Genomic DNA, 23,609 nt, shown 5'->3' on the forward strand with positions numbered 1-23,609 from the left:
CCCGCCGAGGTCTACAGCCGTCGAGGCCTTCGGGCCGCGGCTCGCCGAGGCAACCCCGTCAGCCGGCGAGCTCCTCGTCGTCGTCGGCGTCGCCGTCGTCCGCACGGCGCTCGCCGCCGTTGCCGGTCGGGACCCAGCGGACGGTGACTTTTGCGCCGTCGCCGTCCTCCTCGATCCGCAGGACGAGGTCCTCACCGTAGAGATGTTCGTGTTCCGCGTAATGCCCGTCGAGGCGTGCGGCCTCAAGAAGCCGTTCGAGAGCAACGGCCAAGGCCCGCCCCCAGTCTCTAGGGTCTGTGCTCGAGGCTCGCTCGGCACCCACATAGCTGGCCATATGGCCAGCTTGCCTCCTCCGAGCGGAACACGCCAGTGACGGAGGTCACTGCTAGGCTCTGCGCCATGGATGAGGCTTTGGGGAGGTTCATCAGCGATTTCGGCGAGCTCGTGCGGCTTTCCGCCGAGAACGCGCGGGGCGGATCAGGGACCGCGATCCGCGATTTTGTGCGGAAACACCTCGACGCGGACCCGGGCGAATTCCCCGTGGTCATCGAGCCGATCCAGCAGCTCCGCCTCGTCGACACCGATGTGGTGCTGGACGAGATCGCGGGCCGCGATCCCTCGGCTCGCGGCCTCGGCGTGGGCGGCGGGCAGATGCGGATGCACGCAGACCTGCGCTCCATGCTGGATCCCAGCCCGGTGGGCCGTTCCTTCCCAGCCGTCGCGCAGCCCGACTATTCGAACGCGTCGGTGGGACCGAGCAGGCAGCGCCGCACCCTCCAGTTCGGACTCCGCCTCTTCCGCTACGACGGCACGCCGGTCGCGGTCCTGCAGCGCGGGGCCTCCCCGAATGACCAGCGCTTCGTCCCTCAGCTCGAGGTCATCGCCACCGACGAGGACGCCGTCTCTCGGCTCTTCGCCGAGCTCCGAGGGCGGCTCGAGCGGGAGAGCGTCTTCAAGGGCCAGGTGGTCCTTCTGTCCGAAACCGGCTTCGGGCCGGGTCGCGCGCCGGCCTCGGGCGGGATCACGTTCGTCGACCGGCCGCACGTCGCCGACGCAGAGGTCATCCTCGCTCCGGGAGTTCTCCCCCGGATCCGCGAGCACGCGCTCGGGGTGGGCCGCCACGCGGCCGCCCTCTCGGCCCGAGGACAGCATCTCAAGCGAGGGCTCCTGCTCTACGGACCGCCCGGGACGGGCAAGACGCACACCGTCCGGCATCTCATCGGGGCCTCCGAAGGGACCACCGTGCTCATGATGTCCGGGCGCTCGCTCGCCCGGATCAGCGAGGCTGCGCAGATGGCGCGGGCGCTCACGCCGTCGATCGTGGTGCTCGAAGACGTGGACCTGGTCGCCGAGGACCGCAGCTTCGGGCCGATGCCGCAGCCGCTCCTCTTCGAGATCCTCGATGCGCTCGACGGGCTCGACGGCGACGCCGACATCGCGTTCGTCCTCACCACCAACCGCGTCGACGTCCTCGAGCGGGCCCTCTCCCAACGGCCGGGGCGCGTGGATCTCGCGGTCGAGCTCCCGCTCCCCGGGCTCGATGAGCGCCGTGCGCTGCTCGCCCTCTACGGGGGTGGGCTGGGCTTCAGCGACGTCGCGCTGGAACGCGCGGCGGGGCGCATCGAAGGCACGACGGCGTCGCTCGCCAAGGAGCTCGTCCGGCGGGCGGTCCTGGGGGCGGCGGAGGATGGGTCGGAACCCGAGGACCGCCACTTGGACGACGCCGCGGCCGCCCTCATGGCGGAGTCCGAGGCGCTCACGCGCACGCTCCTGGGCAGCCATCCGGCCGGCACCCGCCCACCCAGGCCAACTTCCCCAACTCCTCCGGCCAGCCGAACCGGCTTCCCCACTTCCTGAACCAGCCTCCGAAAGGGAGCGGTATACCGGGTTGACCCGGCTCGGCCCACGGTCCTACACTTTCATCAAGAGAGAATCTTCTTCCGCAATATGAAAGTAGCGCCGAGGGGACCATGACAATGACGTACACGGTGAACTGCTCCATCCTCCTGACCGAGCTTCCCCTGCTCGAGCGTCCGGCTGCGGCCAAGGCCGCGGGCTTCGACGCGGTTGAGTTCTGGTGGCCTTTCGCTGAGGCCGTTCCCGCCGACAAGGACGTCGACGCGTTCGTCTCCGCGATCCAGGATGCCGGGGTGCAGCTGAGCGGCCTCAACTTCTTTGCCGGGGACATGCCGGCCGGCGACCGCGGCCTCGTCTCGTGGGCCGGCCGCGGGGGCGAGTTCAAGGCCAACATCGCGGTCGTCGCCGCCATCGGCGAGCGGCTCGGAACGAGGGCCTTCAACGCCCTGTACGGCAACCGCCTCCCCGAGTCCACCCCCGAGGCCCAGGACGAGCTCGCGCTCGAGAACCTCGTGGCGGCGGCCAAGGGCATCGCGGAGATCGGCGGCACCGTGCTGCTCGAGCCCGTCTCTGGCACCCCTGCGTACCCGCTCAAGACCGCGGCGGACGCGCTCGCGGTGATCGCCAGGACCGAGGAGGCCGGTGCGGACAACGTGAAGCTCCTCGCCGACTTCTACCACCTCGCAGTCAACGGCGACGACGTCGCGGCGGTCATCGAGGGGCACGCGAAGGACTTCGGCCACATCCAGATCGCCGACAACCCCGGCCGTGGGGCCCCCGGCACCGGCGGGCTCCCGCTCGGCGAGTGGATCGCACGCTCCCGTGAGCTCGGCTACTCCGGCTACATCGGGCTCGAGTACAAGGCCCCGGCGGCCGAGGCGTTCAAGTGGACCATCCGGCCCGTCGCAGGCTGACCCCCCACCAGCGAACAGCACCTGCACCAGCACCTCGCGACCAACACCAGCAGCACACAGACTTCAGGAGAGAACATGAGCAACGCAGAGAACAAGGCCAGCGTCGCCGTCATCGGCCTGGGCATCATGGGCCTTCCCATGGCCGTGAACCTCGTCAAGGCCGGCCACCAGGTCACCGGCTACAACCGCAGCTCGGACAAGGTGGCCAAGCTCGTCACCGAGGGCGGCAGCGGCGCCGAGAGCATCGCTGAGGCCGTCAAGGACGCCGACGTCGTGATCACGATGGTCCCGGACTCCCCCGACGTCGAGGCGGTCGTGACCGGCCCCGAGGGTGTCTTCGCGAACGCCAAGCCTGGCGCCCTGTGGATTGATGCCTCGTCGATCCGCCCCGACGTGGCAGCCCGCCTCGCGACGGACGCCCGAACGGCCGGCATCCGCCCCCTCGACGCACCGGTCTCCGGAGGCGAGCAGGGCGCCATCGACGCCGTGCTCTCGATCATGGTCGGCGGCTCAGCCGAGGACTTCGAGGCCGCCAAACCGGTCCTCGACGCCGTGGGCAAGACGATCGTCCACGTGGGCCCTTCAGGCTCCGGCCAGACCGTGAAGGCTGCGAACCAGCTCATCGTCGCCGTCAACATCCAGGCGCTCTCGGAGGCCATCGTCTTCCTCGAGGCCTACGGCGTGGACACCGACGCCGCGCTCAAGGTCCTCGGCGGAGGCCTCGCCGGCTCGAAGGTCCTCGACCAGAAGGGCCAGAAGATGCTCAGCCGCAACTTCGACCCCGGGTTCCGACTGGCCCTGCACAACAAGGACCTCGGCATCGTCACCTCGGCCGCCCGGGAGGCCGGCGTCGTCGTTCCCCTCGGTGCGGCCGTCGCCCAGCTCGTCTCCGCCCTCGTCGCCCGCGGCGACGGCGGACTGGACCACTCCGGCCTCTTCAAGCTCACCAACGAGCTCTCAGGCAAGAACTAATCCGGTTGGCCCGGCCGCGCCGGGCCAACCGCCCACCCACCTTTAAGGAGCACCGACATGGCAAAGATGCGCACTGTCGACGCGATCGTGGCCATCCTGGAGAAGGAGGGCGCCACGGAGGCGTTCGGCCTGCCCGGCGCCGCGATCAACCCGCTGTACTCGGCGATGAAGGCCCACGGGGGCATCCGCCACACGCTCGCCCGCCACGTGGAGGGCGCCTCGCACATGGCGGACGGCTACTCCCGTGCCAAGGCCGGCAACATCGGCGTGTGCCTCGGCACCTCGGGCCCCGCAGGCACCGACATGATCACGGGCCTCTACGCGGCCCAAGCGGATTCCATCCCGATGCTGTGCTTCACGGGCCAGGCGCCCGTCGCGAAGCTGCACAAGGAGGACTTCCAGGCCGTGGACATCGAGTCCATCGCGAAGCCGCTCACGAAGATGGCCATGACCATCCTCGAGCCCGGCCAGGTCCCGGGCGCGGTGCAGAAGGCCTTCCAGCTCATGCGGACCGGCCGCCCCGGCCCCGTGCTGCTCGACCTCCCGTTCGACGTGCAGATGGCCCAGATCGAGTTCGACATCGACGCCTACGAGCCGCTCGCCGTCGAGAAGCCCCGAGCCACGCGCAAGCAGGCAGAGAAGGCCCTCAACATGCTGACCGCCGCGCAGCGGCCGCTCATCGTGGCCGGCGGCGGCATCATCAACGCGGACGCCTCGGACCGGCTCGTCGAGCTTGCCGAGCTCCTCAACGTCCCCGTGGTCCCGACCCTCATGGGCTGGGGCGCCATCCCGGACGACCACCGCCTCATGGCCGGCATGGTGGGCCTCCAGACAAGCCACAAGTACGGCAACGCGACGTTCCTCGAGTCCGACTTCGTGATCGGGATCGGCAACCGCTGGGCGAACCGCCACACCGGTTCGATCGAGAAGTACACCGAGGGCCGCAAGTTCGTGCACATCGACGTCGAGCCGACCCAGATCGGCCGCGTGTTCTCGCCCGACTTCGGCATCGTCTCCGACGCGGGCCTCGCCCTCGAGGCCCTCCTCGAGGTGGCCCGCGAGCGCCAGGCCGCCGGGACGCTCCCGGACTACTCGGCGTGGGCCGAGTCTGCCCAGGAGAAGCGCGGCCGCCTCCAGCGCAAGACGCACTACGACAACGTGCCCATGAAGCCGTTCCGCGTCTACGAGGAGATGAACCGCGCGTTCGGCCCCGAGACCACGTACGTGACCACGATCGGCCTTTCGCAGATCGCCGGCGCCCAGATGCTGCATGTGTTCGGTCCGCGCAAGTGGATCAACGCCGGCCAGGCTGGGCCGCTCGGCTGGACGGGGCCTGCTGCCCTCGGCGTGGTGCGCGGCAAGCCGGGCGAGACCGTTGTAGCACTCTCGGGCGACTACGACTTCCAGTTCATGATCGAGGAGCTCGCCGTGGGCGCGCAGCACCAGCTGCCGTACATCCACGTGGTGGTGAACAACTCGTACCTGGGCCTCATCCGCCAGTCGCAGCGCGGCTTCGAGATGGACTACCACGTCTCCCTCGCGTTCGAGAACGTCAACTCCGCGGGCCTGTCGGAGACGGCCCAGGGCTACGGCGTGGACCACGTCAAGGTCGCCGAGGGCCTGGGCTGCAAGGCGATCCGCGTGGAGCACCCGGACGATCTGGGCCCGGCCTTTGAGAAGGCGCGCGCCCTCATGGCGGAGTACAAGGTGCCGGTGGTCGTCGAGGCCATCCTCGAGCGCGTCACGAACATCGCGATGGGCACTGAGCTCGACAACGTGGTCGAGTTCGAGGACCTCGCGGAGCGCCGCGAGGACGCCCCGACCGCGATCGTGGCGCTGCTGGACTAGGACGGGGCCGGCGTGAAGATCGTCCTCGCCCCAGACAAGTTCAAGGGCACGCTCGCGGCGCCCGAGGTGGCGGAGGCGCTCGCGGAGGGCCTCCGCGCGGGGCTCCCGGGCGCCGAGCTCGTCCTGGTCCCCGTGGCCGACGGCGGCGAAGGCACCGTGACGGCGGCGCTCGGCGCGGGGTTCTCCCCGCGCCGAGCGCGCGTCTCGGGCCCCACCGGCGAGCCCCTCACGGCCGAGTTCGCGCTCGACCCGGCGAGCGGCACCGCCGTCGTCGAGATGGCCGCGGCCTCGGGCCTCGACGTGCTCCCGGGCGGCGCCAAGGACGCCCGCAACGCGACGAGCCTCGGCACCGGCCAGCTCCTCCGCGCCGCGCTCGACGCCGGCGCGCGCCGGCTCATCCTCGGCGTCGGCGGCAGCGCCTGCACCGACGGCGGGGCGGGCATGCTCCAGGGCCTCGGAGCGCGTTTCACGGACGACGGCGGCACCGAGCTCCCGCTGGGCGGCGCGGCTCTCGCGCGGATCGCCGAAGCGGACCTCTCGGGCCTCGACTCCCGCCTGGACGACGCGACGCTCATCCTCGCCGCCGACGTCGACAATCCCCTCTTGGGCGAGCGCGGTGCCGCCGCCGTGTTCGGCCCGCAGAAGGGAGCCACGCCGTCGGACGTCGCCGAGCTCGACGCCGCCCTCGCGCGCTTCGCCGCCGTCCTCGGCGCGGCCCTCGGACCTCGGGCAGCCGCTGCGAAGGACGCGCCCGGCGCCGGCGCGGCCGGCGGTGTCGGGTACGCGGCCCTCGCGCTCGGGGCCCAGCGGCGGCGCGGCATCGACGTCGTCGTCGATTTCACGGGCCTGCGGGAGAAGCTCGACGGCGCCGCGCTCGCGATCACGGGCGAGGGCAGCCTCGACGCCCAGTCCCTGGGAGGCAAGGCACCGATAGGCGTCGCCGCCGAGGCCCGCGCATATGGCGTTCCCGTGGTCGCGGTGTGCGGGCGGAGCCAGCTCGACGGCGCCGCGCGTGCCGCGGCGGGCTTCGCCGCCGTCCATGCGCTCACCGATCTCGAAGGGGACGTCGAGGTCTGCCTCCGGGACGCCCGGCGGCTGGTCCGCGAGACCGGACTGCTCATCGGGCAGAAACTGGCTTCCCACGGCCTCGCGGGAACGTCGGACGCCCCCACTAACGTTGACACTGACAGCAGGAAGGAGTCTGTGCGATGACTGACACCGGATTCGATCTGGTCATCCGCGGACAGCGCGTCCTCACGACCGCGGGGATCGCGCCGCGGGAAGTGGGCATCACGGACGGTCGCATCGTCGCGCTCGAGCCGCTCGGCAATGGGCTCGCGGGACGCGAGGTCATCGAGCTCGCCGACGACGAGACTCTCATCCCCGGCCTCGTGGACAGCCACGTCCACGTGAACGAGCCAGGCCGCACGGAATGGGAGGGCTTCGCGTCGGCCACCCGCGCCGCCGCCGCGGGCGGCGTCACCACCATCATCGACATGCCGCTCAACAGCATCCCGCCGACCGTCAACGTCGACGCGCTCCGGCTCAAGCGCTCGGCCGCGGAGACGCAGTCGTTCGTGGATGTGGGCTTCTGGGGCGGCGCCATCCCGGGGAACACGGGCGATCTCCGCGCGCTCCACGACGAGGGCGTGTTCGGCTTCAAGTGCTTCCTGCTGCACTCGGGCGTGGACGAATTCCCGCACCTCGAAGTCGAGGAGCTCGAGAAGGACCTCGCCGAGATTGCCTCGTTCGACGGGCTCATGATCGTCCACGCCGAGGATTCGCGCGCGATCGACCGCGCACCGAACCCCGAGGGCGACGTCTACGAGAGCTTCCTGCACTCGCGGCCGCGCGGGGCAGAGAACGTGGCGATCGCCGAGGTCGTCGAGCGGGCCCGTTGGACGGGTGCGCGCGCCCACATCCTGCACCTCTCCTCGTCGGACGCGCTCGCGATGATCGCGACCGCGAAGCGCGACGGCGTGAAGCTCACCGTCGAGACGTGCCCGCACTACCTCACGCTGCTCGCGGAGGAGATCCCGAACGGCGCGACCGCCTTCAAGTGCTGCCCGCCCATCCGCGAGGCGTCCAACCGGGAGCTGCTCTGGAAGGGGCTCGAGGACGGAGTGATCGACTGCATCGTCTCCGACCACTCCCCCAGCACGATCGACCTCAAGGACCTCGAGAACGGCGACTTCGGCGTCGCATGGGGCGGCGTCGCGTCGCTCCAGCTGGGCCTTTCCATCATCTGGACCGAGGCGCGCCAGCGGGGCATCCCGCTCGAGCGCGTGGTGGAGTGGATGGGCAGCAAGCCGGCCGCGCTCGCCCGGCTCCAGCGCAAGGGCACCCTCGCGCCCGGGTACGATGCAGACCTCGCGATCTTCGCCGCCGACCAGGCGTTCGTTGTCGACGCGGACAAGCTGTACCACAAGAACCACATCACGCCGTATCAGGGAAAGACCTTGTCCGGCGTGGTGCGCCGCACCTTCGTGCGCGGCACCGAGGTGGACTTCAGCGAGCCCAAGGGCCAGCTGATCCGCCGCGGCACGGCCTGACCCCTTGCTGGAGGAGGAACCATGACAACCACCACGAAGCTCGCTTCCGGGCAGCTAGCCCCCGAATTCACGCTCCCCGACGCGTCCGGGAAGGACGTCTCGCTCTCGGACTACCGCGGGCGCCGCGTCGTCGTGTACTTCTACCCGAAGGCGGCGACCCCCGGCTGCACGACCGAGGCGTGCGACTTCCGCGACAGCCTCGACGCGCTCAACGCCGCCGGGGTCAGCGTCATCGGCATTTCGCCGGATCCGGTCGAGGCGATCGCCTCGTTCGCCGACGACTTCGCCCTCACCTTCCCGCTCCTCGCGGACGAGGGCGCGGCCGTCGCCAAGGAGTGGGGCGCGTGGGGCGAGCGCATCCGCCACGGCGAGGTCGTCGAGGGCATCCTGCGTTCGACAGCGGTCGTCGCGCCGGATGGCTCCATCGAGTCCATCGACTACAGCGTGAACGCCGAGGGCCACGTGGCGGCCCTGCGGGACCGTCTGGGGGTCTAGCCCCTTCTCGCTTCCACCCGCTTCGAGGGGCTCCGGACAACCGGAGCCCCTCTTTTTTGCGCCCAGCGCGGGTTATTTGCGCTCAGGCCGCGCTCCTGTCCGGTTATCATTCCCCAATCGGTCGGATTGCGGCGCGTTTCGGCGCGACACGGACCCGACGCGGCTAGAACCGGACAGGAACACGACGGCGGACCCCAAGCGGAGTGGATCACACGCTAGGGTGTTGACAATCACAGTGGCCCCCGCCACACTATTTACACATGCTGAAATAACAGTTCCACGATACGGAACCAAAGAAACCGACGTTCCGTATAGCCGTCACCGTGGATGCCAGCATTGAGCAGTTGAGGACCCGACAAGCCATGTTGCTTGAACAGTTCAACGCCGCCCCCGCCGATCAGGCACGAGAGCTCTTGAAGCCGTGCCTCGACGTCCCCCGCTGGATCGAAGAGATCACCGAGGCCCGCCCGTTCGCGAGCCTCGAAGACCTCCTCGACGCCGCACGCGGCGCGGCAAGCCCGTTCACCGCCGCCGAGCTCGAGGGCGCGCTCGCGCACCACCCCCGGATCGGCGAGAACGCCAGGGGCAAATCCACCGAGGCCTCGATGTCGCGCAGCGAGCAGTCCGGGGTCGATCCCCGCGACCACGCCACCGTCACGGCGCTCGCTGAAGGCAACAGGGCCTATGAAGAGAAGTTCGGCCGGGTCTTCCTGATCCGCGCCGCCGGCCGTTCGGCCGCAGAGATGCTCTCCGCCCTCCGCGAGCGCCTGGGCCATTCGCCCGAGCAGGAGGACGCGATCGTCGCCGGGCAGCTCCGCGAGATCGCAGTGCTTCGACTCGAGCAAAGCCTGCTCGAGCAGAGCCTGTCCCGAGAGGAGCATGGGCGCATGAGCGTCTCCCACGTGACCACCCACATTCTGGATACCGCGGCCGGGAAGCCGGCCGCAGGTGTCGCCGTCGAACTCTACGCCCGCGACGGCGAGGCATGGTCCCAGATTGGTACGGGCACTACCGATGCCGACGGGCGGGTGAAAGACCTCGGCCCGGAGCGACTGGCAAGCGGCGAATACCGCCTCCAGTTCGCGACCGGAGCCTACTTCGCCGGCATCGGGCAGGAGACCTTCTTCCCGGAGGTTTCTCTGACCTTCACGGTCAACGAGAACGAGGCGCACTACCACGTTCCGCTCCTGCTGAGTCCATTCGCCTTCTCAACTTACCGAGGGAGTTAACCCATGTCTGAGAGCAAGATCGTGCTGGGGAAGAACCAGTACGGCAAGGCCGAGGTCCGCGTCGTCAAGGTCACCCGCGACACGGCCCGCCACGAGATCGAGGACCTCAACGTCACGTCGCAGCTCCGCGGCGACTTCGCGGCGGCCCACTTCGACGGCGACAACGGCCATGTTGTCCCGACCGACACCCAGAAGAACACGGTCTACGGCTTCGCCCGGGACGGGATTGGCTCTCCGGAGCAGTTCCTCATCCGCCTCGCCAACCACTTCACGTCGGAGTTCGAGTGGGTCACGGGCGGCCGCTGGGAGGCCGAGCAGTTCTCGTGGGAGCGCATCGTCGCGCACGGCGAGGGCCACGACCACTCGTTCGTCCGCAAGGGCCAGGAAGTCCGCAACGCGGTCGTGACGAAGGACGGCGACAACCTCTACGTCATCTCCGGGCTCAACGACCTCACGGTCCTCAAGACGACCGAGTCAGGCTTCGTGGGCTACCCCAAGGACCGCTTCACGACCCTTCCGGAGACGACCGACCGCATCCTCGCGACGGACGTCTCCGCCCGCTGGCGCTACAACAACGAGGCGATCGCGAACGGCACCGTCGACTTCAACAAGGCCTACGACGACGTCAAGGCGCTCCTGCTCGAAGGCTTCGCGGAGGAGTACTCCTACGCGCTCCAGCAGACGCTCTTCCAGATGGCCCAGAAGGTCCTGGACGCGCACCCCGAGATCGACGAACTCCGCTTCTCGACCCCGAACAAGCATCACTTCGTGGTCGACCTGAGCCCGTTCGGCCTCGACAACCCCGGCGAGGTCTTCTACGCGGCCGACCGCCCGTACGGCCTCATCGAGGCGAACTTCCAGCGCGAGACGATCTCGGACGCCGGAAACGCGTGGGACGGCATCGCCGGCTTCTGCTGACGTTCTCACCGGCCGCCTGGCCGGCCGTCCTGCCCGCCCACCTCTAACCGCCCACCCAAAGACGGACGACGGCGGCACTCCCTGGCCGCCGTCGTCCCGCCTTCCCTACGCCCACCCAGCCACTCATACCCACCCCGCCACCCACACCCACCCACCCAAGTTGCGCACTCGGAAACCAAAGCTGACAAGGAGGTCCGCTGTGTCCCGAAAGACCGCACCCATCCCGCCCGCTCCCACCCCCGAGGCCGCAAGCCCCGAAAACGAGAAGCTGCCGCTCGCTACAGCGTTCGCGTACGGCTTCCAGCACGTGCTCACGATGTATGGCGGCATCATTGCCCCGCCGCTCATCGTCGGCGCGGCCGCTGGCCTCAAGGCCCAGGACATCGCGCTGCTCATCACGTCCTGCCTGTTCATCGGCGGCCTCGCCACGATGCTGCAGACGCTGGGCATCAAGTTCTTCGGCTCGCGCCTTCCGCTCGTCCAGGGCGTCTCCTTCGCCTCCGTCGCGACAATGCTCGCGATCGTGAGCGGCGGCGGGGGCATCCAGGCGGTGTTCGGCGCGGTCATGGTCGCCTCCCTCATCGGCCTCGTCATCGCGCCGTTCTTCGCGCAGATCGTGCACTTCTTCCCGCCGGTCGTAACCGGCGTCGTCATCACGACGATCGGCCTCTCGCTCGTGCCGGTCGCCGCGAACTGGGCGCTCGGCGGCAACTCGAAGGCGCCGAACTACGGCGATCCCTCGAACATCGGGCTCACGGCGCTCACGCTCGCCATCATCATGGTCCTGAGCAAGGTCGGGAGCGGAGTGATCTCGCGCCTCTCGATCCTCCTCTCCATCGTCATCACGACCGTCATCGCGGTGTTCCTCGGCAAAGCCGACTTCTCGCAGGTGGGCACCGGGCCGATCGTCGCCTTCCCCGAGCCTTTCCACTTCGGCCTCCCGACGTTCCAGCCGGCCGCGATCATCTCGATGGTCATCGTCATCCTCGTCATCCTGACGGAGACGACCGCGGACATCCTCGCCGTGGGCGAGGTCGCCGGGGCGAAGATCGACTCGAAGCGCATCGCGAACGGCCTCCGCGCGGACATGCTCTCCTCGGCCGTCTCGCCCGTGTTCAACTCGTTCACGCAGAGCGCGTTCGCCCAGAACGTGGGGCTCGTGGCCGTGACCGGGATCAAGAGCCGCTTCGCGGTCGCGTCCGGCGGCGTGGTCCTCGTGCTGCTCGGCCTGCTCCCCGTCCTGGGCCGCGTCGTCGCCGCCGTGCCGATGCCCGTGCTGGGCGGCGCCGGGATCGTCCTGTTCGGCACCGTGGCGGCCTCGGGCATCCGGACGCTGACCAAGGTCGACTACAAGGGCAACATGAACCTCATCATCGTGGCGACGTCGATCGCGTTCGGCCTCATCCCGGTGGTCAATGGCAGCTTCTACGCGAAGTTCCCGACCTGGTTCCAGGTCATCTTCGACTCGGGCATCAGCTCCGCGGCCCTCATGGCCGTGCTCCTCAATCTCCTGTTCAACGTCTTCCGCGGCGGCAACCCGAAGCAGAACCCGTCCGTCTTCGCCGCGGCGCCGACGAGGATGATCCCGGTCGTGGTCCTCGACGCGCTCGAGGAAGGGGACCGCTGCGAGGACGGCAGGATCGTGGACAAGGACGGCCAAGAGGTTCCGCTCGAAACGGCGAACGGGGCGCACTAGCCGCCACAGCCCCAGACCGAACCACGAGCGCCGGACCTCTCACCGCGCGGCACGCTTGCCCGCAGCGCGCCCGCTCCAGCAGCCCGCGCCGTCGTCCGCTGGCCCCGCCCCCCACTCCGGAGGGCGGGGCCATCCGCGTGCCCCGGGTACCCTTGAAATATGCCTTCCGAGCCCCAGCCCACCCACGAGATCACCGTTCGCCGCGCCCCCAAGTTCCTCCCGTTCCTCCTGGCGGGCGGCCTGGTCGGGGCCGTCGTGGCGTTCGTGGTCGGGTACACGGGGACCGTCCCGGACGGGTACACGCGGGAGTCGGTATTCGGCTACTTCCTGGTCCTCTTTGCGGCCGCGGGGGTGCTCGTGGGCGGCGTCGTCGCGCTGGTCCTGGACCGCATCAGTCTGGCCCGCTCGCGCAAGGCCTACGTCGAGGAGCTTCCCGAGGAAACCGAGCCGCAGGAAGGCCCCAAAACAGACGACGACGGCGGGAGCGGCCCCGCCGCGCAATGATCCGGGCCGCCTCCGCGGCCATGAGACAATTGACCAGTGGTACGCGGTGACGGACTCCTCTCACTTGACCTAGACCCAGTCGATCAAGGCCCCAAGGACGCCTGTGGCGTCTTCGGGGTGTGGGCACCCGGCGAAGAAGTCGCCAAGCTCACCTACTACGGTCTGTACGCTCTGCAGCACCGCGGCCAGGAGTCCGCGGGCATCGCGGCGAGCGACGGCACGCGCATCAGCGTCTACAAGGACATGGGCCTCGTCTCCCAGGTCTTCGACGAGTCGACGCTGAACACGCTCACGGGCCACATTGCTGTGGGCCACTGCCGCTACTCGACCACGGGCGCGAGCCACTGGGCCAACGCCCAGCCGACGCTCGGTGCCACGGCCAACGGCACGGTCGCACTGGCCCACAACGGCAACCTCACGAACACCGCCGAACTCCGCGAGATGATCGAGGAGATTACGGGCGGCCACCTCACCGGCGAGATGAAGCAGGGCAACACGTCGGACACGGCGCTCGTGACCGCGCTCCTCGCGGGAGAGCGGGGCCACACCCTCGAGGAGACCGCGCTCGAACTCCTCCCAAAGATCCGCGGCGGCTTCTGCTTCGTCTTCATGGACGAGGGCACGCTCTACGCCGCGCGAGACACGTATGGGATCAGGCCCCTGTGCCTCGGCCGCCTCGAGCGCGGCTGGGTCGTCGCGTCGGAGCAGTCGGCCCTCGCTACCGTCGGCGCGAGCTTCATCCGCGAGATCGAGCCGGGCGAGTTCATCGCGATCGACGAGAAGGGCGTGCGCACGCACCGCTTCGGGGAGGCGACGCCGGCGGGCTGCGTCTTCGAGTACGTCTACCTTGCGCGCCCCGACGCGGCCATCGCGGGCCGCTCGGTGTACGAATCCCGCGTCGAGATGGGCCGTCAGCTGGCCCGTGAGAACCGGCACGAAGCGGACATCGTGATCCCTGTCCCGGAGTCGGGAACGCCCGCCGCGGTGGGCTACGCCGAGGAGTCGGGCATCCCGTTCGCGCACGGATTCGTCAAGAACTCGTACGTGGGCCGCACGTTCATCCAGCCCTCGCAGACGCTGCGCCAGCTCGGCATCCGCCTCAAGCTCAACGCGCTCGAGTCCGTAATCCGCGGCAAGCGCGTGGTGGTCGTGGACGATTCGATCGTGCGCGGCAACACGCAGCGCGCGATCGTCCGCATGCTGCGGGAGGCCGGCGCGAAGGAGGTCCACATCAAGATCTCGTCGCCGCCCGTCAAGTGGCCGTGCTTCTACGGCATCGACTTCGCGTCGCGCGCGGAGCTCATCGCGAATGGCGCGACGGTCGAGGAGATCTCGCAGGCCATCGGCGCCGACTCCCTGGGGTACATCTCCGAGGAGGGGATGATCTCCGCGACGCAGCAGCCTCGAGAGCGGCTGTGCACGGCGTGCTTCACGGGCAGGTACCCGATTGCGCTCCCCAGCGCGGACAAGCTCGGAAAGAACCTCCTCGAACGGGACGCGGCGCAAGAGGACGGACAGCGCAGCGAGCCAGCCGAGGACGAGGATCCCGGCGTCCGCCCCGGCGCGGCTGGCTGCGATCCCGGCCCCGGCTCCGAACTCGAATCCCTGCTGACCCCGGAAGACCGCGAGGCCACCGTATGAATTCCCCCACGCCCTCCCAGCACTCCCAGGCCTCCGGAGGCGGGATCACCTACGCCGCCGCCGGGGTCGACGTCGAGGCCGGGGACCGCGCCGTCGAACTCATGAAGGACGCCGTCAAGGCGACGCACAACGCCTCGGTGCTGGGCGGCGTCGGCGGTTTCGCCGGGCTGTTCGACGTGAGCCGCCTGCTCACGTACCGCCGCCCGCTGCTCGCGACGTCGACGGACGGCGTGGGGACGAAGGTCGCGATCGCGCAGGCCATGGACGTGCACGACACGATCGGCTTCGACCTCGTGGGCATGGTCGTGGACGACATCGTCGTGGTCGGCGCCGAGCCGCTCTACATGACGGACTACATCGCGTGCGGCAAGGTCGTGCCCGAGCGGATCGCGGACATTGTGCGCGGCATCGCGGCGGCGTGCTCCGTGGCGGGCACGGCGCTCGTGGGCGGCGAGACGGCCGAGCATCCCGGCCTCCTCGGCGAAAGCGAGTACGACGTCGCGGGCGCGGCCACCGGCGTCGTCGAGGCCGATGCGCTGCTGGGCCCCGAGCGGGTTCGCGCGGGCGACGTCGTCATCGCGATGGCGTCCTCGGGCATCCACTCGAACGGCTACTCGCTCGTGCGGCGGGTCATCAACCACGCCGGCTGGGCCCTCGACCGCCAGGTCTCCGAGCTCGGCCGGACGCTCGGCGAGGAGCTCCTCGAGCCCACGAAGGTGTACGCGGCCGACTGCCTCGACCTCGTCCGGACCCTGAACCCGGTGCTCGGCGAAGACCTTGCGCTCCGGGGCTTCAGCCACGTCACGGGCGGCGGGCTCGCCGCGAACCTCGCGAGGGTCCTCCCGAAGGGCCTCCTCGCGACCGTCGACCGCTCCACGTGGGAGCTCCCGGCCATCTTCAAACTCGTCGCGGAGCTCGGCGGCGTCCCGCAGGCCGATCTCGAGCGGACGCTCAACCTCGGCGTCGGCATGGTCGCGATCGTCTCCCCGACCGCCGCCGACGCGGCCCTCGCGCGCCTCGCCGAGCGCGGCGTCCAGGCGTGGGCCATGGGCACCGTGGGAACGGACGACGGATTCTCGTCGGCGGGTGCGTCCACCTCGTCTGCCGGCGATCCGGATTACGTGCAGGGCGCCAAGGGCGTGGACGGCGGGGCTGTCCGCCTCGTCAACGCCTACGCCTGACGTCTCGGGTACGCCAACTCCCGCTCCCTGCCGTTTCGGGTACAGATACTCATTCGTTCCGCCGTTTCGGGTACGCCAACTGCGCAAGTTGGCGTACCCGCAACGCTGGGAGAGGCAGATATCTGTACCCGAAATGCCTTTGAAGGGTGAGTTTCTGTACCCGAAATGCCTTTGAAGGGTGAGTTTCTGTACCCGAGACGGGAGTGGGTTAGAGGGACGCCGCGAGGTCCTCAAGAGCCGCTCCGACATCGGTCCGCCACCGCCAGCGGGCCCGGCTGTCGCCGCGCGTCGGACCGGCGTTCACGATCCCCACGGGCTTGCCCTCGCGGACCGCGTCGAGCACGAAGCGGAATCCACTCATGACCGCGAGGGACGAGCCCAAGACCAGCAGGCTGCTCGCGTCGGCGAGCATCGCCGTCGCCCGCTCCTTGCGCTCGGTCGGGACGCTCTCGCCGAAGTACACGACGTCCGGCTTGAGCTCGACCGAGCCGCACACGAGGCACCCCACCATGCGGAAGCGGTCCACCCAAAGCTGCGGAAGCTCGACGTCGCCGTCGGGGTTGACCGTCGCGGGATCGAGTCGCACGGCCTCCGCGTAGCCCGGATTGGCCTGAGTGAGCCGCTCGTCGAGGTTCGATCGGCCCTCGACGTTGCCGCAGTTGAGGCACACGACCTTGTCGAGGTCGCCGTGCAGCGTGACCAGATTGCGGGAGCCGGCGGCGGCATGAAGGCCATCGACGTTCTGCGTGACGACACCGAGCACCTTTCCGGCGGCCTCGAGCTGGGCCAGGGTGCGGTGCGCCCGGTTGGGCCGCGCCCGGTCGATGTGCCGCCAGCCCACGAAGCTGCGCGCCCAGTACCGGTGCCGCGCCGCGGGATCGTGGCGGAACTCCTGGAAGGTCATGGGCCGGTGCTTGCGCCACGACCCCTCCGGGCCGCGATAGTCCGGAATCCCGGAGGCCGTGGAGACTCCAGCACCGGTCAGGGCCATGACCCGCCCAGAGCGCAGCATCGACAGAAGCCCAGCTCGGGCCTCAGAAGGATCCTGTGGTTCGACGGTCTCGATGACTTCACGGGCTATCGACCGGAGCGCGGCCGCGTGAGCTCGCTCCACCGACGGATCGTCCCCCCGGAGGCCGACCTCGCTCATGAGCGGAGGTCAGCCGGTCTGCCGGGAGTCCTCGTCGTCATCGTCAAATTGATCCGCGTACTTGTCCTCGTAGTCGGAGTAGTCCGGCTCGAGGTCTGCGTCATGATGCGGGTGGCTGTTCGAAGCGCCCAATTCGCGCTGAAGTGCCGCATAGTCAGTGTTCGGGCTGTAGTACTTGATGTCCCGAGCCTGCTTGGTTGCCTTAGCCTTTTGACGGCCGCGCCCCATGGCGTGACCCCCTCTTTTGCCTCGTCCCGGAGGTAGTCGCGAAGGCAGGCTCGCGAGGCCCCGGAGTCATTGATCAATTTGTCGTAGGTCTAGACTACATGTAATCCCGACCGCCTGCGTATTCACGGGGGAGGTCGAACGGGCGTGGGAACACCGCGTCCGGCACGTCCCGAAGAGCACGAAGGAAGGGCGCAGATCGGCATGACCAGCGTGTACGGTTCCCATGGCCAGCACCCGGGGGATCCACAGACCGCTGAACCCCGCCCCACGCCCCCCTCCAGGCGCCCTCGGCGCATCAATCAGAGGCGCCTCTTCCGCGCCACCCCGTGGGGCCGCGTGACGACCGTCGGAGGGGCCGTCGTCGTCCTCCTCGTCCTGTGGGCGCTCGTGGCTACGCTGACGGCGAAACACACGGGACCCGAACCGCTCTCGGAGGGGGTCACCTCCGCCTCGAAGTACGCGGTGGGCGACTGTTTCGCGGACTTCGACGCGAGCGCCGACACCAACCGCACCGTCTCGTGCACCGAGGCCCACTCCGCCCAACTCGTCGCGACCGCTACCTACGCGGCGACGGACGCCTACCCGGGCAAGGAGTCGCTCGACACGCGCGCGGCCGAGCTGTGCCGCCAGACGAAGCTGGACCTCCCTCAGGACACGAGCAAGCTCAAGCAGCGCACGGTCGTCCCTACGCAGGGCGGCTGGAGCGGCGGCGACCGGCGCGTGGACTGCTTCGTCGAGAGCTCGAACGGCAACTCGCTCAGCCAGTCGCTGCTCCCGTCCTGACGCCCCGCGCACCCTACGCCCCCCGGCGACACGCCTACGCCCGCCCACTCGGCGACGCGCCTCGCCGCCCCCCGGGCTCTTCGGCTGAGGCCGCGAGCCCCGGCTACGCCCCCTTGTCCGCGGACGCCTTCCGCGTGACGCTCAGCCCGCCGCTCGAGGCGCCGGTGAGGTCGTGGAGGTCCACTGAGACGTCTGCCACGTCCACTGCGACTGTGTCGCCGTCGGCAATCTCCCCGGCGAGGAGCGCCTTCGCGAGCCGGTCGCCGATCTCGCGCTGGACGAGCCTCCGCAGCGGCCGCGCGCCGTACGCGGGGTCGTAGCCGGACATCGCGAGCCACGCCCGCGCCCCGTCGCTGACGTCGAGGGTGAGGCGCCGCTCGTGCAACCGGCTCTGGAGAGCATCGACCTGGAGCTGGACGATCCGCGAGAGCTCGTCCACCGAGAGCGGCTCGAACATGATGATGTCGTCGAGCCGGTTGAGGAACTCGGGCTTGAACGCCCCGTGCACCACCTGCATGACGGCGTCCTGCTTCGTGGCCTGGCTCAGGTCGGGGTCCACGAGGTACTGGCTGCCGAGGTTGGACGTCAGCACGAGGATCGTGTTGCGGAAGTCCACCGTGCGGCCCTGGCCGTCCGTGAGCCGGCCGTCGTCGAGGACCTGGAGCAGGATGTCGAACGCCTCGGGGTGGGCCTTCTCGACCTCGTCCAGCAGGATCACGGAGTACGGGCGCCGGCGCACGGCCTCCGTGAGCTGCCCGCCCTCCTCGTAGCCCACATAGCCGGGAGGCGCACCGACAAGCCGGGCCACCGCGTGCTTCTCGGAGTACTCGCTCATGTCGATGCGCACCATCGCGCGCTCGTCGTCGAACAGGAAGTCCGCGAGCGCCTTTGCGAGCTCGGTCTTTCCGACGCCGGTCGGCCCGAGGAACAGGAATGAGCCGGTGGGCCGATTCGGGTCGCTGATGCCGGCCCGAGCGCGCCGCACGGCGTCGGAGACCGCCTGAACGGCCTTCGCCTGCCCGATGAGCCGCCGCCCGAGCTCCTCCTCCATGTGCAGGAGCTTCTGGCTCTCGCCCTGGAGCATGCGCCCGGCCGGGATCCCGGTCCACGCGGAGATGACCTCGGCAATGTCGTCTGCCGTGACCTCCTCGGCCACCATCTTGACGGTCGCGCTCGCCTCCTGCTCGGCCGCGGAGGCATCCTTGAGCTCGCGCTCGACCGTGGGAATCTCGCCGTAGAGGATCCGCGAAGCCTCGCCCAGATCGCCGTCGCGCTGCGCCTTGTCGGCCAGCGAGCGCAGCTCGTCGAGACGGGCGCGCAGCTCGCCCACGCGGTTGAGCCCGGCTTTCTCGGCCTCCCACCGCGCATTGAGCGCCGCGAGCTCTTCCTTCCGGTTGGCCATGTCTTCCCGGATCGCCGCAAGCCGCTCGATCGAGGCCGCGTCGGACTCGCCGTCAAGGGCGAGCTCCTCCATGGTGAGGCGGTCGACGGCGCGGCGCAGCTGATCGATCTCCTCCGGCGCCGAGTCGATCTCCATACGGAGCCGCGACGCGGCCTCGTCGATGAGGTCGATCGCCTTGTCCGGCAGCTGCCGGCCCGCGATGTAGCGGTTCGAGAGGCTTGCCGCCGCCACGAGGGCCGAATCCGAGATCGAGACCTTGTGGTGCGCCTCGTAGCGCTCCTTGAGGCCGCGGAGGATCGCTATCGTGTCCTCGACGCTCGGCTCGCCGACGAAGACCTGCTGGAAGCGACGCTCGAGCGCCGCGTCCTTCTCGATGTTCTCGCGGTACTCGTCGAGCGTCGTGGCGCCGATGAGGCGCAGTTCCCCGCGGGCGAGCATGGGCTTGAGCATGTTCCCGGCGTCCATCGACGACTCCCCCGTGGCGCCGGCGCCGACCACGGTGTGGATCTCGTCGATGAACGTGACGATCTGGCCCTCGGAGCTGCGGATCTCCTCGAGGACGGCCTTGAGGCGCTCCTCGAACTCGCCGCGGTACTTCGCTCCCGCCACCATCGAGCCGAGGTCGAGCGAGATGAGGGTCTTGCCGCGCAGGCTCTCGGGAACATCCCCGGCGACCATGCGCTGGGCGAGGCCCTCCACGACCGCGGTCTTGCCGACGCCCGGCTCCCCGATGAGCACGGGGTTGTTCTTGGTGCGCCGGGAGAGGACCTGGACTACACGCCGGATCTCGGCATCCCGGCCGATCACGGGGTCGAGCTTGCCCGCGCGGGCAATCGCGGTGAGGTCCGTGCCGTACTTCTCAAGGGACTGGAACGTATTCTCGGGGTCCGGGCTGTCCACCTTGCGGTCGCCCCGCACGCCCGGGAGGGCCGCCTTGAGCGATTCGAGGTTGGCGCCGTTGTCCCGGAGCGCGTGGCCCGCCGCGCCGCCGTCGGCCGCGAGCCCGAGCAGGAGGTGCTCGGTCGAGACGTAGCTGTCGCCGAGCCGCTCGGACTCTTCCTTCGCCGCCTGGATGACCTGAAGCGCCTGGCGACTCAGCTGCGCTTGGGCGACCGTGGTGCCCGAGCTCGAGGGAAGCGCCTTGATGGCCGTGCTCGCGGCCACGCTCACGGCGTCCGGGTCCGCGCCCGTGGCGCGCAGGAGCGCGACGGCGACGCCCTCCCGCTGGTCCATCAGCGCCTTGAGGAGGTGGGCCGGCTCGACCTGCGGGTTGCCCGCCGTCGAGGCGTTCATGGCCGCAGCCGAAAGCGCCTCCTGGCTCTTCGTGGTGAATTTGACGTCCAAAGCGATGCTCCCTTCCCCCGGGTTCCAGACCCCATGAAACAGCGTCGATCTCACTTCGGTCAACGCATTTAACCTGAGTCTAGTCGACTCAACTCTCGGATCCAAACGAAGCCCTGCCCGGCGACCGGGGCATCGGCCCACCCCGCGTGCCATGCTGCGACGTGCCATGCTGAGAGGCATGGCGATCCTCATCGACACCCCGATGTGGCCCGCGCATGGGACCGTCTTCGCGCACCTCGTGTCCGACACGTCCCTCGCTGAGCTGCACGCGTTCGCCGCGGCCGCAGAAATCCCGGAGCGGGCCTTCGACGAAGACCACTACGACGTCCCCGAGCGCCGGCACGCCGAACTCGTGGCCCTCGGCGCGCGGTCCGTGGACGGGCGGACGCTCGCACGGGCCCTCATCGCCTCGGGACTCCGGATCCCGGCCCGCGAGCGCGCCAAGGCGCTGTCCGTGCCGCTTGCCGAGCGCTGGGAGCGGCTCCTGCCCGGCCAGGCAGGTCTGGGCCGAGAGCTCGTCGACCGCTGGTCCGAGCCGCACCGCCGCTACCACACACCCGCCCACCTCTTCGCGGTCCTCGACGCCCTCGAACGGATCGCCGAGAGCGGCGAGGCGCCCCGCGCCGTCGTCCTCGCCGGATGGTTCCACGACGCCGTGTATGCGGGGGCCGCGGGCCGCGACGAGGAAGAGTCCGCTCAACTGGCCGAAGCGCGGCTCGCGGACGCGGGACTCGCGCGGCGCGAGGTCGCCGAGGTCGCGCGGCTCGTGCGGCTCACCGCGGGCCACGCGCCGGGGACGGACGACGGCGCCGGGCAGCTCCTGTGCGACGCCGACCTTGCCGTCCTGGGCAGGGAGCCCGCGGGCTACTGGCGCTACGCGGCCCAGGTGCGCGAGGAGTACGCCCACGTCCCGGACGAGCAGTTCCGTGCGGGCCGCGCCCGCGTCCTCGAGCACCTGCTCACGCTCGACCCGCTCTTCCACACCGCACGGGCCCAGGAGCTGTGGCTCGAGCCGGCGCGCGCGAACCTCCGCGCCGAGCTCGCAGAGCTGCTCGCGGGCGCATAGCTCGCCCGGCCTGCCTCACGCGCCCCACTCGGCGACGACGACGCGCACAGACGTGTCGCCGCCCGGTGCCATGTCGACGAGCGCGAAGTCGTCGAGGCGGAGGCTGTCGCCGCGGTGCACGCGCCGCTCGCCTTGGACGCTCACGTGGGGCCGGAAGCCCTGCCCGGTGTGCTGGGGGCTGTGCACGCGCCCACCTTCGGCCTCGACCTCGGCGAGGACGCGCGCGTGCAGGGTCTGGAGCGCGGGCTCCGGCTCGACGAGCGAGACGCGGACGCGACCGTGGTAGCCGAAGTGGGCGTCGTCCCCGATCCGGATGCCGAGACCGCCGTCGTGGCCCGAGAAGGCGCGCCCGACGGCGGCGAGGGCCGCCGCATGCGCGGCGTCGAACCGGAGGAGGGTTACATGGAGAGGCCAGCGGTGCTTGCTGAACGGCACCCCGACCGGCGTCCGCTCGACGAACGCGACGACGACGAAGGCGCCCAGCGGACCGGTGGATTCCGGTGCCGCGGGCGCCTTCCGCGCGTCCATGGCTGGACCTAGCTCTGCTGGTCCTCGGTCTTGATGCAGGAGATCTCGAACTCGAGCAGAATGCGGTCCGAAACGAGCACGCCGCCCGAATCGAGCGCGACGTTCCAGTTGAGGCCGAAGTCCTTGCGATCGATGCGGCGCGAGCCCTCGAAGCCGGCCCGCAGGCTGCCCATCGGGTCGCGCTCGACGCCGACGAATTCGAGCGGAACCGCGATCTCCTTGGTCACGCCGCGGATCGTCAGATCGCCGTTCACGATGAAGCTGTTCTCTTCGACCTGGTCGATGCGCGTGCTCTTGAACGTGATTTCCGGGTAGTGCGGTGCATCGAAGAAGTCGTTGGTGCGAAGGTGCTCGTCGCGCTGGGCGTTGCGCGTGTCGATGCTCGCCACCTGGATCTTGACGTTGACGCTCGACTCTGTCGGATCCTCGGCGTTGACGTTGATGACGCCCTCAACGTCGTTGAAGGATCCGCGAACCTTCGTGACCATCGCGTGACGGGTCGAGAACCCGAGGCGCGTGTGAGCAGGGTCAAACCGCCATTCCCCCGCGTAAGTGGGGTCGATTTCGGGCATGTGGCCTCCTTAGATGTAACCAAACTTATAGCTCCTGAGGGATCGGTCACAAAAGGTACCGCATTGCCCGACCGTTCGGTGCACCGTTCGCCGCGCTCTCGCCGGGCGCACGGCGGCTCGCTGCACCACCCTCCGCCCGGCGCAATTCGCCGTCAGCGCGAGTAGCTGGCCAAGAGCTTGTCCGACTTGACGATGCGCTTCCCCAGCGGGAAGAGCGAGACGGGGATGAGCTTGATGTTGGCTACCGCGAGCGGGATGCCCACGATCGTCGCGGCCATCGCGACCGCGGTGGCCACGTGGCCGATCGCGATCCACACGCCGGCCACGAGAAGCCAGATGATGTTGCCGATCTCCGTCGGAACGCTCACGTGCTCGTGCTTGTCGACGATCGTCCGGCCGAACGGCCACAGCGCGTACGCGCCGATGCGGAACGATGCGATCCCCCAGGGAATCGTGACCACGAGAAGGCAGCACACGATGCCGGCGAGGAAATAGCCGAGGGCGAGCACGAAGCCGCCGAACACGAACCAGATCACATTGAGCAGGGTCTTCATGGGTCCAGTCTGCCGCTTCCGGGCGCTCTAAGCCACGCGCCGGGGGCCGCGCGCCGTGCGCGGGCCCCGGGCGGCGGCGCCGGCCCTGCCGGCAGAACGATCAGCCGCGGCGCGAGTTCGACGCGGGAGCGCTCGCTCGGCGCGGCCCGCGCCGAACGCCGTCCGCGCCCCGACG

Annotated in this window: 22 protein-coding genes and 1 pseudogene; 16 read left to right on the forward strand and 7 right to left on the reverse strand. The window is 69.6% G+C overall.

Annotation, left to right across the window (positions count from 1 at the left end; all coding sequences use genetic code 11):
* Positions 1–58: 58 nt before the first annotated feature.
* Positions 59–271 carry a hypothetical protein gene (locus E6A26_RS10980; RefSeq protein WP_136611240.1) on the reverse strand — a complete coding sequence of 71 codons (213 nt, stop codon included), beginning with the start codon at positions 269–271 and terminating at the stop codon, positions 59–61.
* A 128-nt stretch (positions 272–399) separates the two neighbouring features.
* Here E6A26_RS10980 and E6A26_RS10985 point away from each other — a divergent pair, with 128 nt between their 5' ends.
* From E6A26_RS10985 to purM, 14 genes and pseudogenes are all read left to right on the forward strand, one after another.
* Complete coding sequence (locus E6A26_RS10985) at positions 400–1,857, forward strand: AAA family ATPase (RefSeq protein WP_136611241.1); 1,458 nt, start codon at positions 400–402, stop codon at positions 1,855–1,857.
* A gap of 119 nt (positions 1,858–1,976) precedes the next feature.
* The gene (locus E6A26_RS10990; protein ID WP_136611242.1) at positions 1,977–2,771 is read left to right on the forward strand and encodes a hydroxypyruvate isomerase family protein; all 795 of its coding nucleotides are present in this window, start codon (positions 1,977–1,979) and stop codon (positions 2,769–2,771) included.
* A 21-nt stretch (positions 2,772–2,792) separates the two neighbouring features.
* Positions 2,793–3,743, forward strand: a complete 951-nt coding sequence (locus E6A26_RS10995) for a 2-hydroxy-3-oxopropionate reductase (protein WP_268815401.1) — start codon at positions 2,793–2,795, stop codon at positions 3,741–3,743.
* Positions 3,744–3,800: 57 nt separating this feature from the next.
* Positions 3,801–5,591, forward strand: coding sequence for a glyoxylate carboligase (gene gcl, locus E6A26_RS11000; protein ID WP_136611244.1), 1,791 nt, complete (start codon positions 3,801–3,803; stop codon positions 5,589–5,591).
* Positions 5,592–5,603: 12 nt separating this feature from the next.
* A complete protein-coding gene (locus tag E6A26_RS11005; protein WP_136611245.1) occupies positions 5,604–6,803 on the forward strand; it encodes a glycerate kinase in 1,200 nt (399 codons plus the stop codon).
* Positions 6,800–8,143: an allantoinase AllB gene (allB, locus tag E6A26_RS11010; RefSeq protein ID WP_136611246.1), complete on the forward strand. Its 1,344-nt coding sequence runs from the start codon at positions 6,800–6,802 to the stop codon at positions 8,141–8,143. Before E6A26_RS11005 ends, allB begins: the two co-directional genes overlap by 4 nt.
* Positions 8,144–8,164: 21 nt before the next feature.
* A complete protein-coding gene (gene bcp / locus E6A26_RS11015; RefSeq protein WP_136611247.1) occupies positions 8,165–8,638 on the forward strand; it encodes a thioredoxin-dependent thiol peroxidase in 474 nt (157 codons plus the stop codon).
* Positions 8,639–8,961: 323 nt separating this feature from the next.
* Positions 8,962–9,486, forward strand: a pseudogene (gene uraD / locus E6A26_RS11020) (2-oxo-4-hydroxy-4-carboxy-5-ureidoimidazoline decarboxylase); the annotation flags it as partial.
* A gap of 39 nt (positions 9,487–9,525) precedes the next feature.
* The gene (gene uraH, locus E6A26_RS11025; RefSeq protein WP_136611274.1) at positions 9,526–9,867 is read left to right on the forward strand and encodes a hydroxyisourate hydrolase; all 342 of its coding nucleotides are present in this window, start codon (positions 9,526–9,528) and stop codon (positions 9,865–9,867) included.
* Positions 9,868–9,870: 3 nt separating this feature from the next.
* The gene (pucL, locus tag E6A26_RS11030; RefSeq protein WP_136611248.1) at positions 9,871–10,785 is read left to right on the forward strand and encodes a factor-independent urate hydroxylase; all 915 of its coding nucleotides are present in this window, start codon (positions 9,871–9,873) and stop codon (positions 10,783–10,785) included.
* Positions 10,786–10,984: 199 nt separating this feature from the next.
* Positions 10,985–12,481, forward strand: a complete 1,497-nt coding sequence (locus E6A26_RS11035) for a nucleobase:cation symporter-2 family protein (RefSeq protein ID WP_234865363.1) — start codon at positions 10,985–10,987, stop codon at positions 12,479–12,481.
* A 159-nt stretch (positions 12,482–12,640) separates the two neighbouring features.
* Positions 12,641–12,985, forward strand: a complete 345-nt coding sequence (locus tag E6A26_RS11040; protein WP_136611249.1) for a hypothetical protein — start codon at positions 12,641–12,643, stop codon at positions 12,983–12,985.
* Between the two features lie 36 nt (positions 12,986–13,021).
* Complete coding sequence (purF, locus tag E6A26_RS11045) at positions 13,022–14,626, forward strand: amidophosphoribosyltransferase (RefSeq protein WP_136611250.1); 1,605 nt, start codon at positions 13,022–13,024, stop codon at positions 14,624–14,626.
* Positions 14,623–15,807 carry a phosphoribosylformylglycinamidine cyclo-ligase gene (gene purM, locus E6A26_RS11050; RefSeq protein ID WP_136611251.1) on the forward strand — a complete coding sequence of 395 codons (1,185 nt, stop codon included), beginning with the start codon at positions 14,623–14,625 and terminating at the stop codon, positions 15,805–15,807. The genes purF and purM overlap by 4 nt, the downstream gene beginning before the upstream one ends.
* Positions 15,808–16,015: 208 nt before the next feature.
* Here the strand turns inward: purM and E6A26_RS11055 are convergent, their stop codons facing one another.
* Both E6A26_RS11055 and E6A26_RS11060 read right to left on the reverse strand, forming a co-directional pair.
* The gene (locus tag E6A26_RS11055) at positions 16,016–16,957 is read right to left on the reverse strand and encodes an NAD-dependent protein deacetylase (protein ID WP_136611252.1); all 942 of its coding nucleotides are present in this window, start codon (positions 16,955–16,957) and stop codon (positions 16,016–16,018) included.
* Positions 16,958–16,966: 9 nt separating this feature from the next.
* Positions 16,967–17,185 carry a DUF3073 domain-containing protein gene (locus tag E6A26_RS11060; protein WP_136611253.1) on the reverse strand — a complete coding sequence of 73 codons (219 nt, stop codon included), beginning with the start codon at positions 17,183–17,185 and terminating at the stop codon, positions 16,967–16,969.
* A 336-nt stretch (positions 17,186–17,521) separates the two neighbouring features.
* Here E6A26_RS11060 and E6A26_RS11065 point away from each other — a divergent pair, with 336 nt between their 5' ends.
* Positions 17,522–17,968: a septum formation family protein gene (locus tag E6A26_RS11065; RefSeq protein WP_168928732.1), complete on the forward strand. Its 447-nt coding sequence runs from the start codon at positions 17,522–17,524 to the stop codon at positions 17,966–17,968.
* Positions 17,969–18,071: 103 nt separating this feature from the next.
* Here the strand turns inward: E6A26_RS11065 and clpB are convergent, their stop codons facing one another.
* Positions 18,072–20,714 carry an ATP-dependent chaperone ClpB gene (gene clpB / locus E6A26_RS11070; protein ID WP_136611255.1) on the reverse strand — a complete coding sequence of 881 codons (2,643 nt, stop codon included), beginning with the start codon at positions 20,712–20,714 and terminating at the stop codon, positions 18,072–18,074.
* Between the two features lie 178 nt (positions 20,715–20,892).
* Here clpB and E6A26_RS11075 point away from each other — a divergent pair, with 178 nt between their 5' ends.
* Positions 20,893–21,780 carry a DUF4031 domain-containing protein gene (locus E6A26_RS11075; protein ID WP_136611256.1) on the forward strand — a complete coding sequence of 296 codons (888 nt, stop codon included), beginning with the start codon at positions 20,893–20,895 and terminating at the stop codon, positions 21,778–21,780.
* 15 nt (positions 21,781–21,795) lie between these two features.
* Here the strand turns inward: E6A26_RS11075 and E6A26_RS11080 are convergent, their stop codons facing one another.
* The 3 genes from E6A26_RS11080 to E6A26_RS11090 all read right to left on the reverse strand — a co-directional run bounded on the left by E6A26_RS11080 (position 21,796) and on the right by E6A26_RS11090 (position 23,434).
* Positions 21,796–22,308: a 2'-5' RNA ligase family protein gene (locus E6A26_RS11080; RefSeq protein ID WP_136611257.1), complete on the reverse strand. Its 513-nt coding sequence runs from the start codon at positions 22,306–22,308 to the stop codon at positions 21,796–21,798.
* Between the two features lie 8 nt (positions 22,309–22,316).
* The gene (locus E6A26_RS11085; protein WP_136611258.1) at positions 22,317–22,880 is read right to left on the reverse strand and encodes a YceI family protein; all 564 of its coding nucleotides are present in this window, start codon (positions 22,878–22,880) and stop codon (positions 22,317–22,319) included.
* A 152-nt stretch (positions 22,881–23,032) separates the two neighbouring features.
* Positions 23,033–23,434, reverse strand: coding sequence for a YccF domain-containing protein (locus tag E6A26_RS11090; RefSeq protein ID WP_136611259.1), 402 nt, complete (start codon positions 23,432–23,434; stop codon positions 23,033–23,035).
* Positions 23,435–23,609 lie beyond the last annotated feature (175 nt).

The organism is Sinomonas albida (genome assembly GCF_004919045.1).
In the GTDB taxonomy this organism is placed as follows: domain Bacteria; phylum Actinomycetota; class Actinomycetes; order Actinomycetales; family Micrococcaceae; genus Sinomonas; species Sinomonas albida.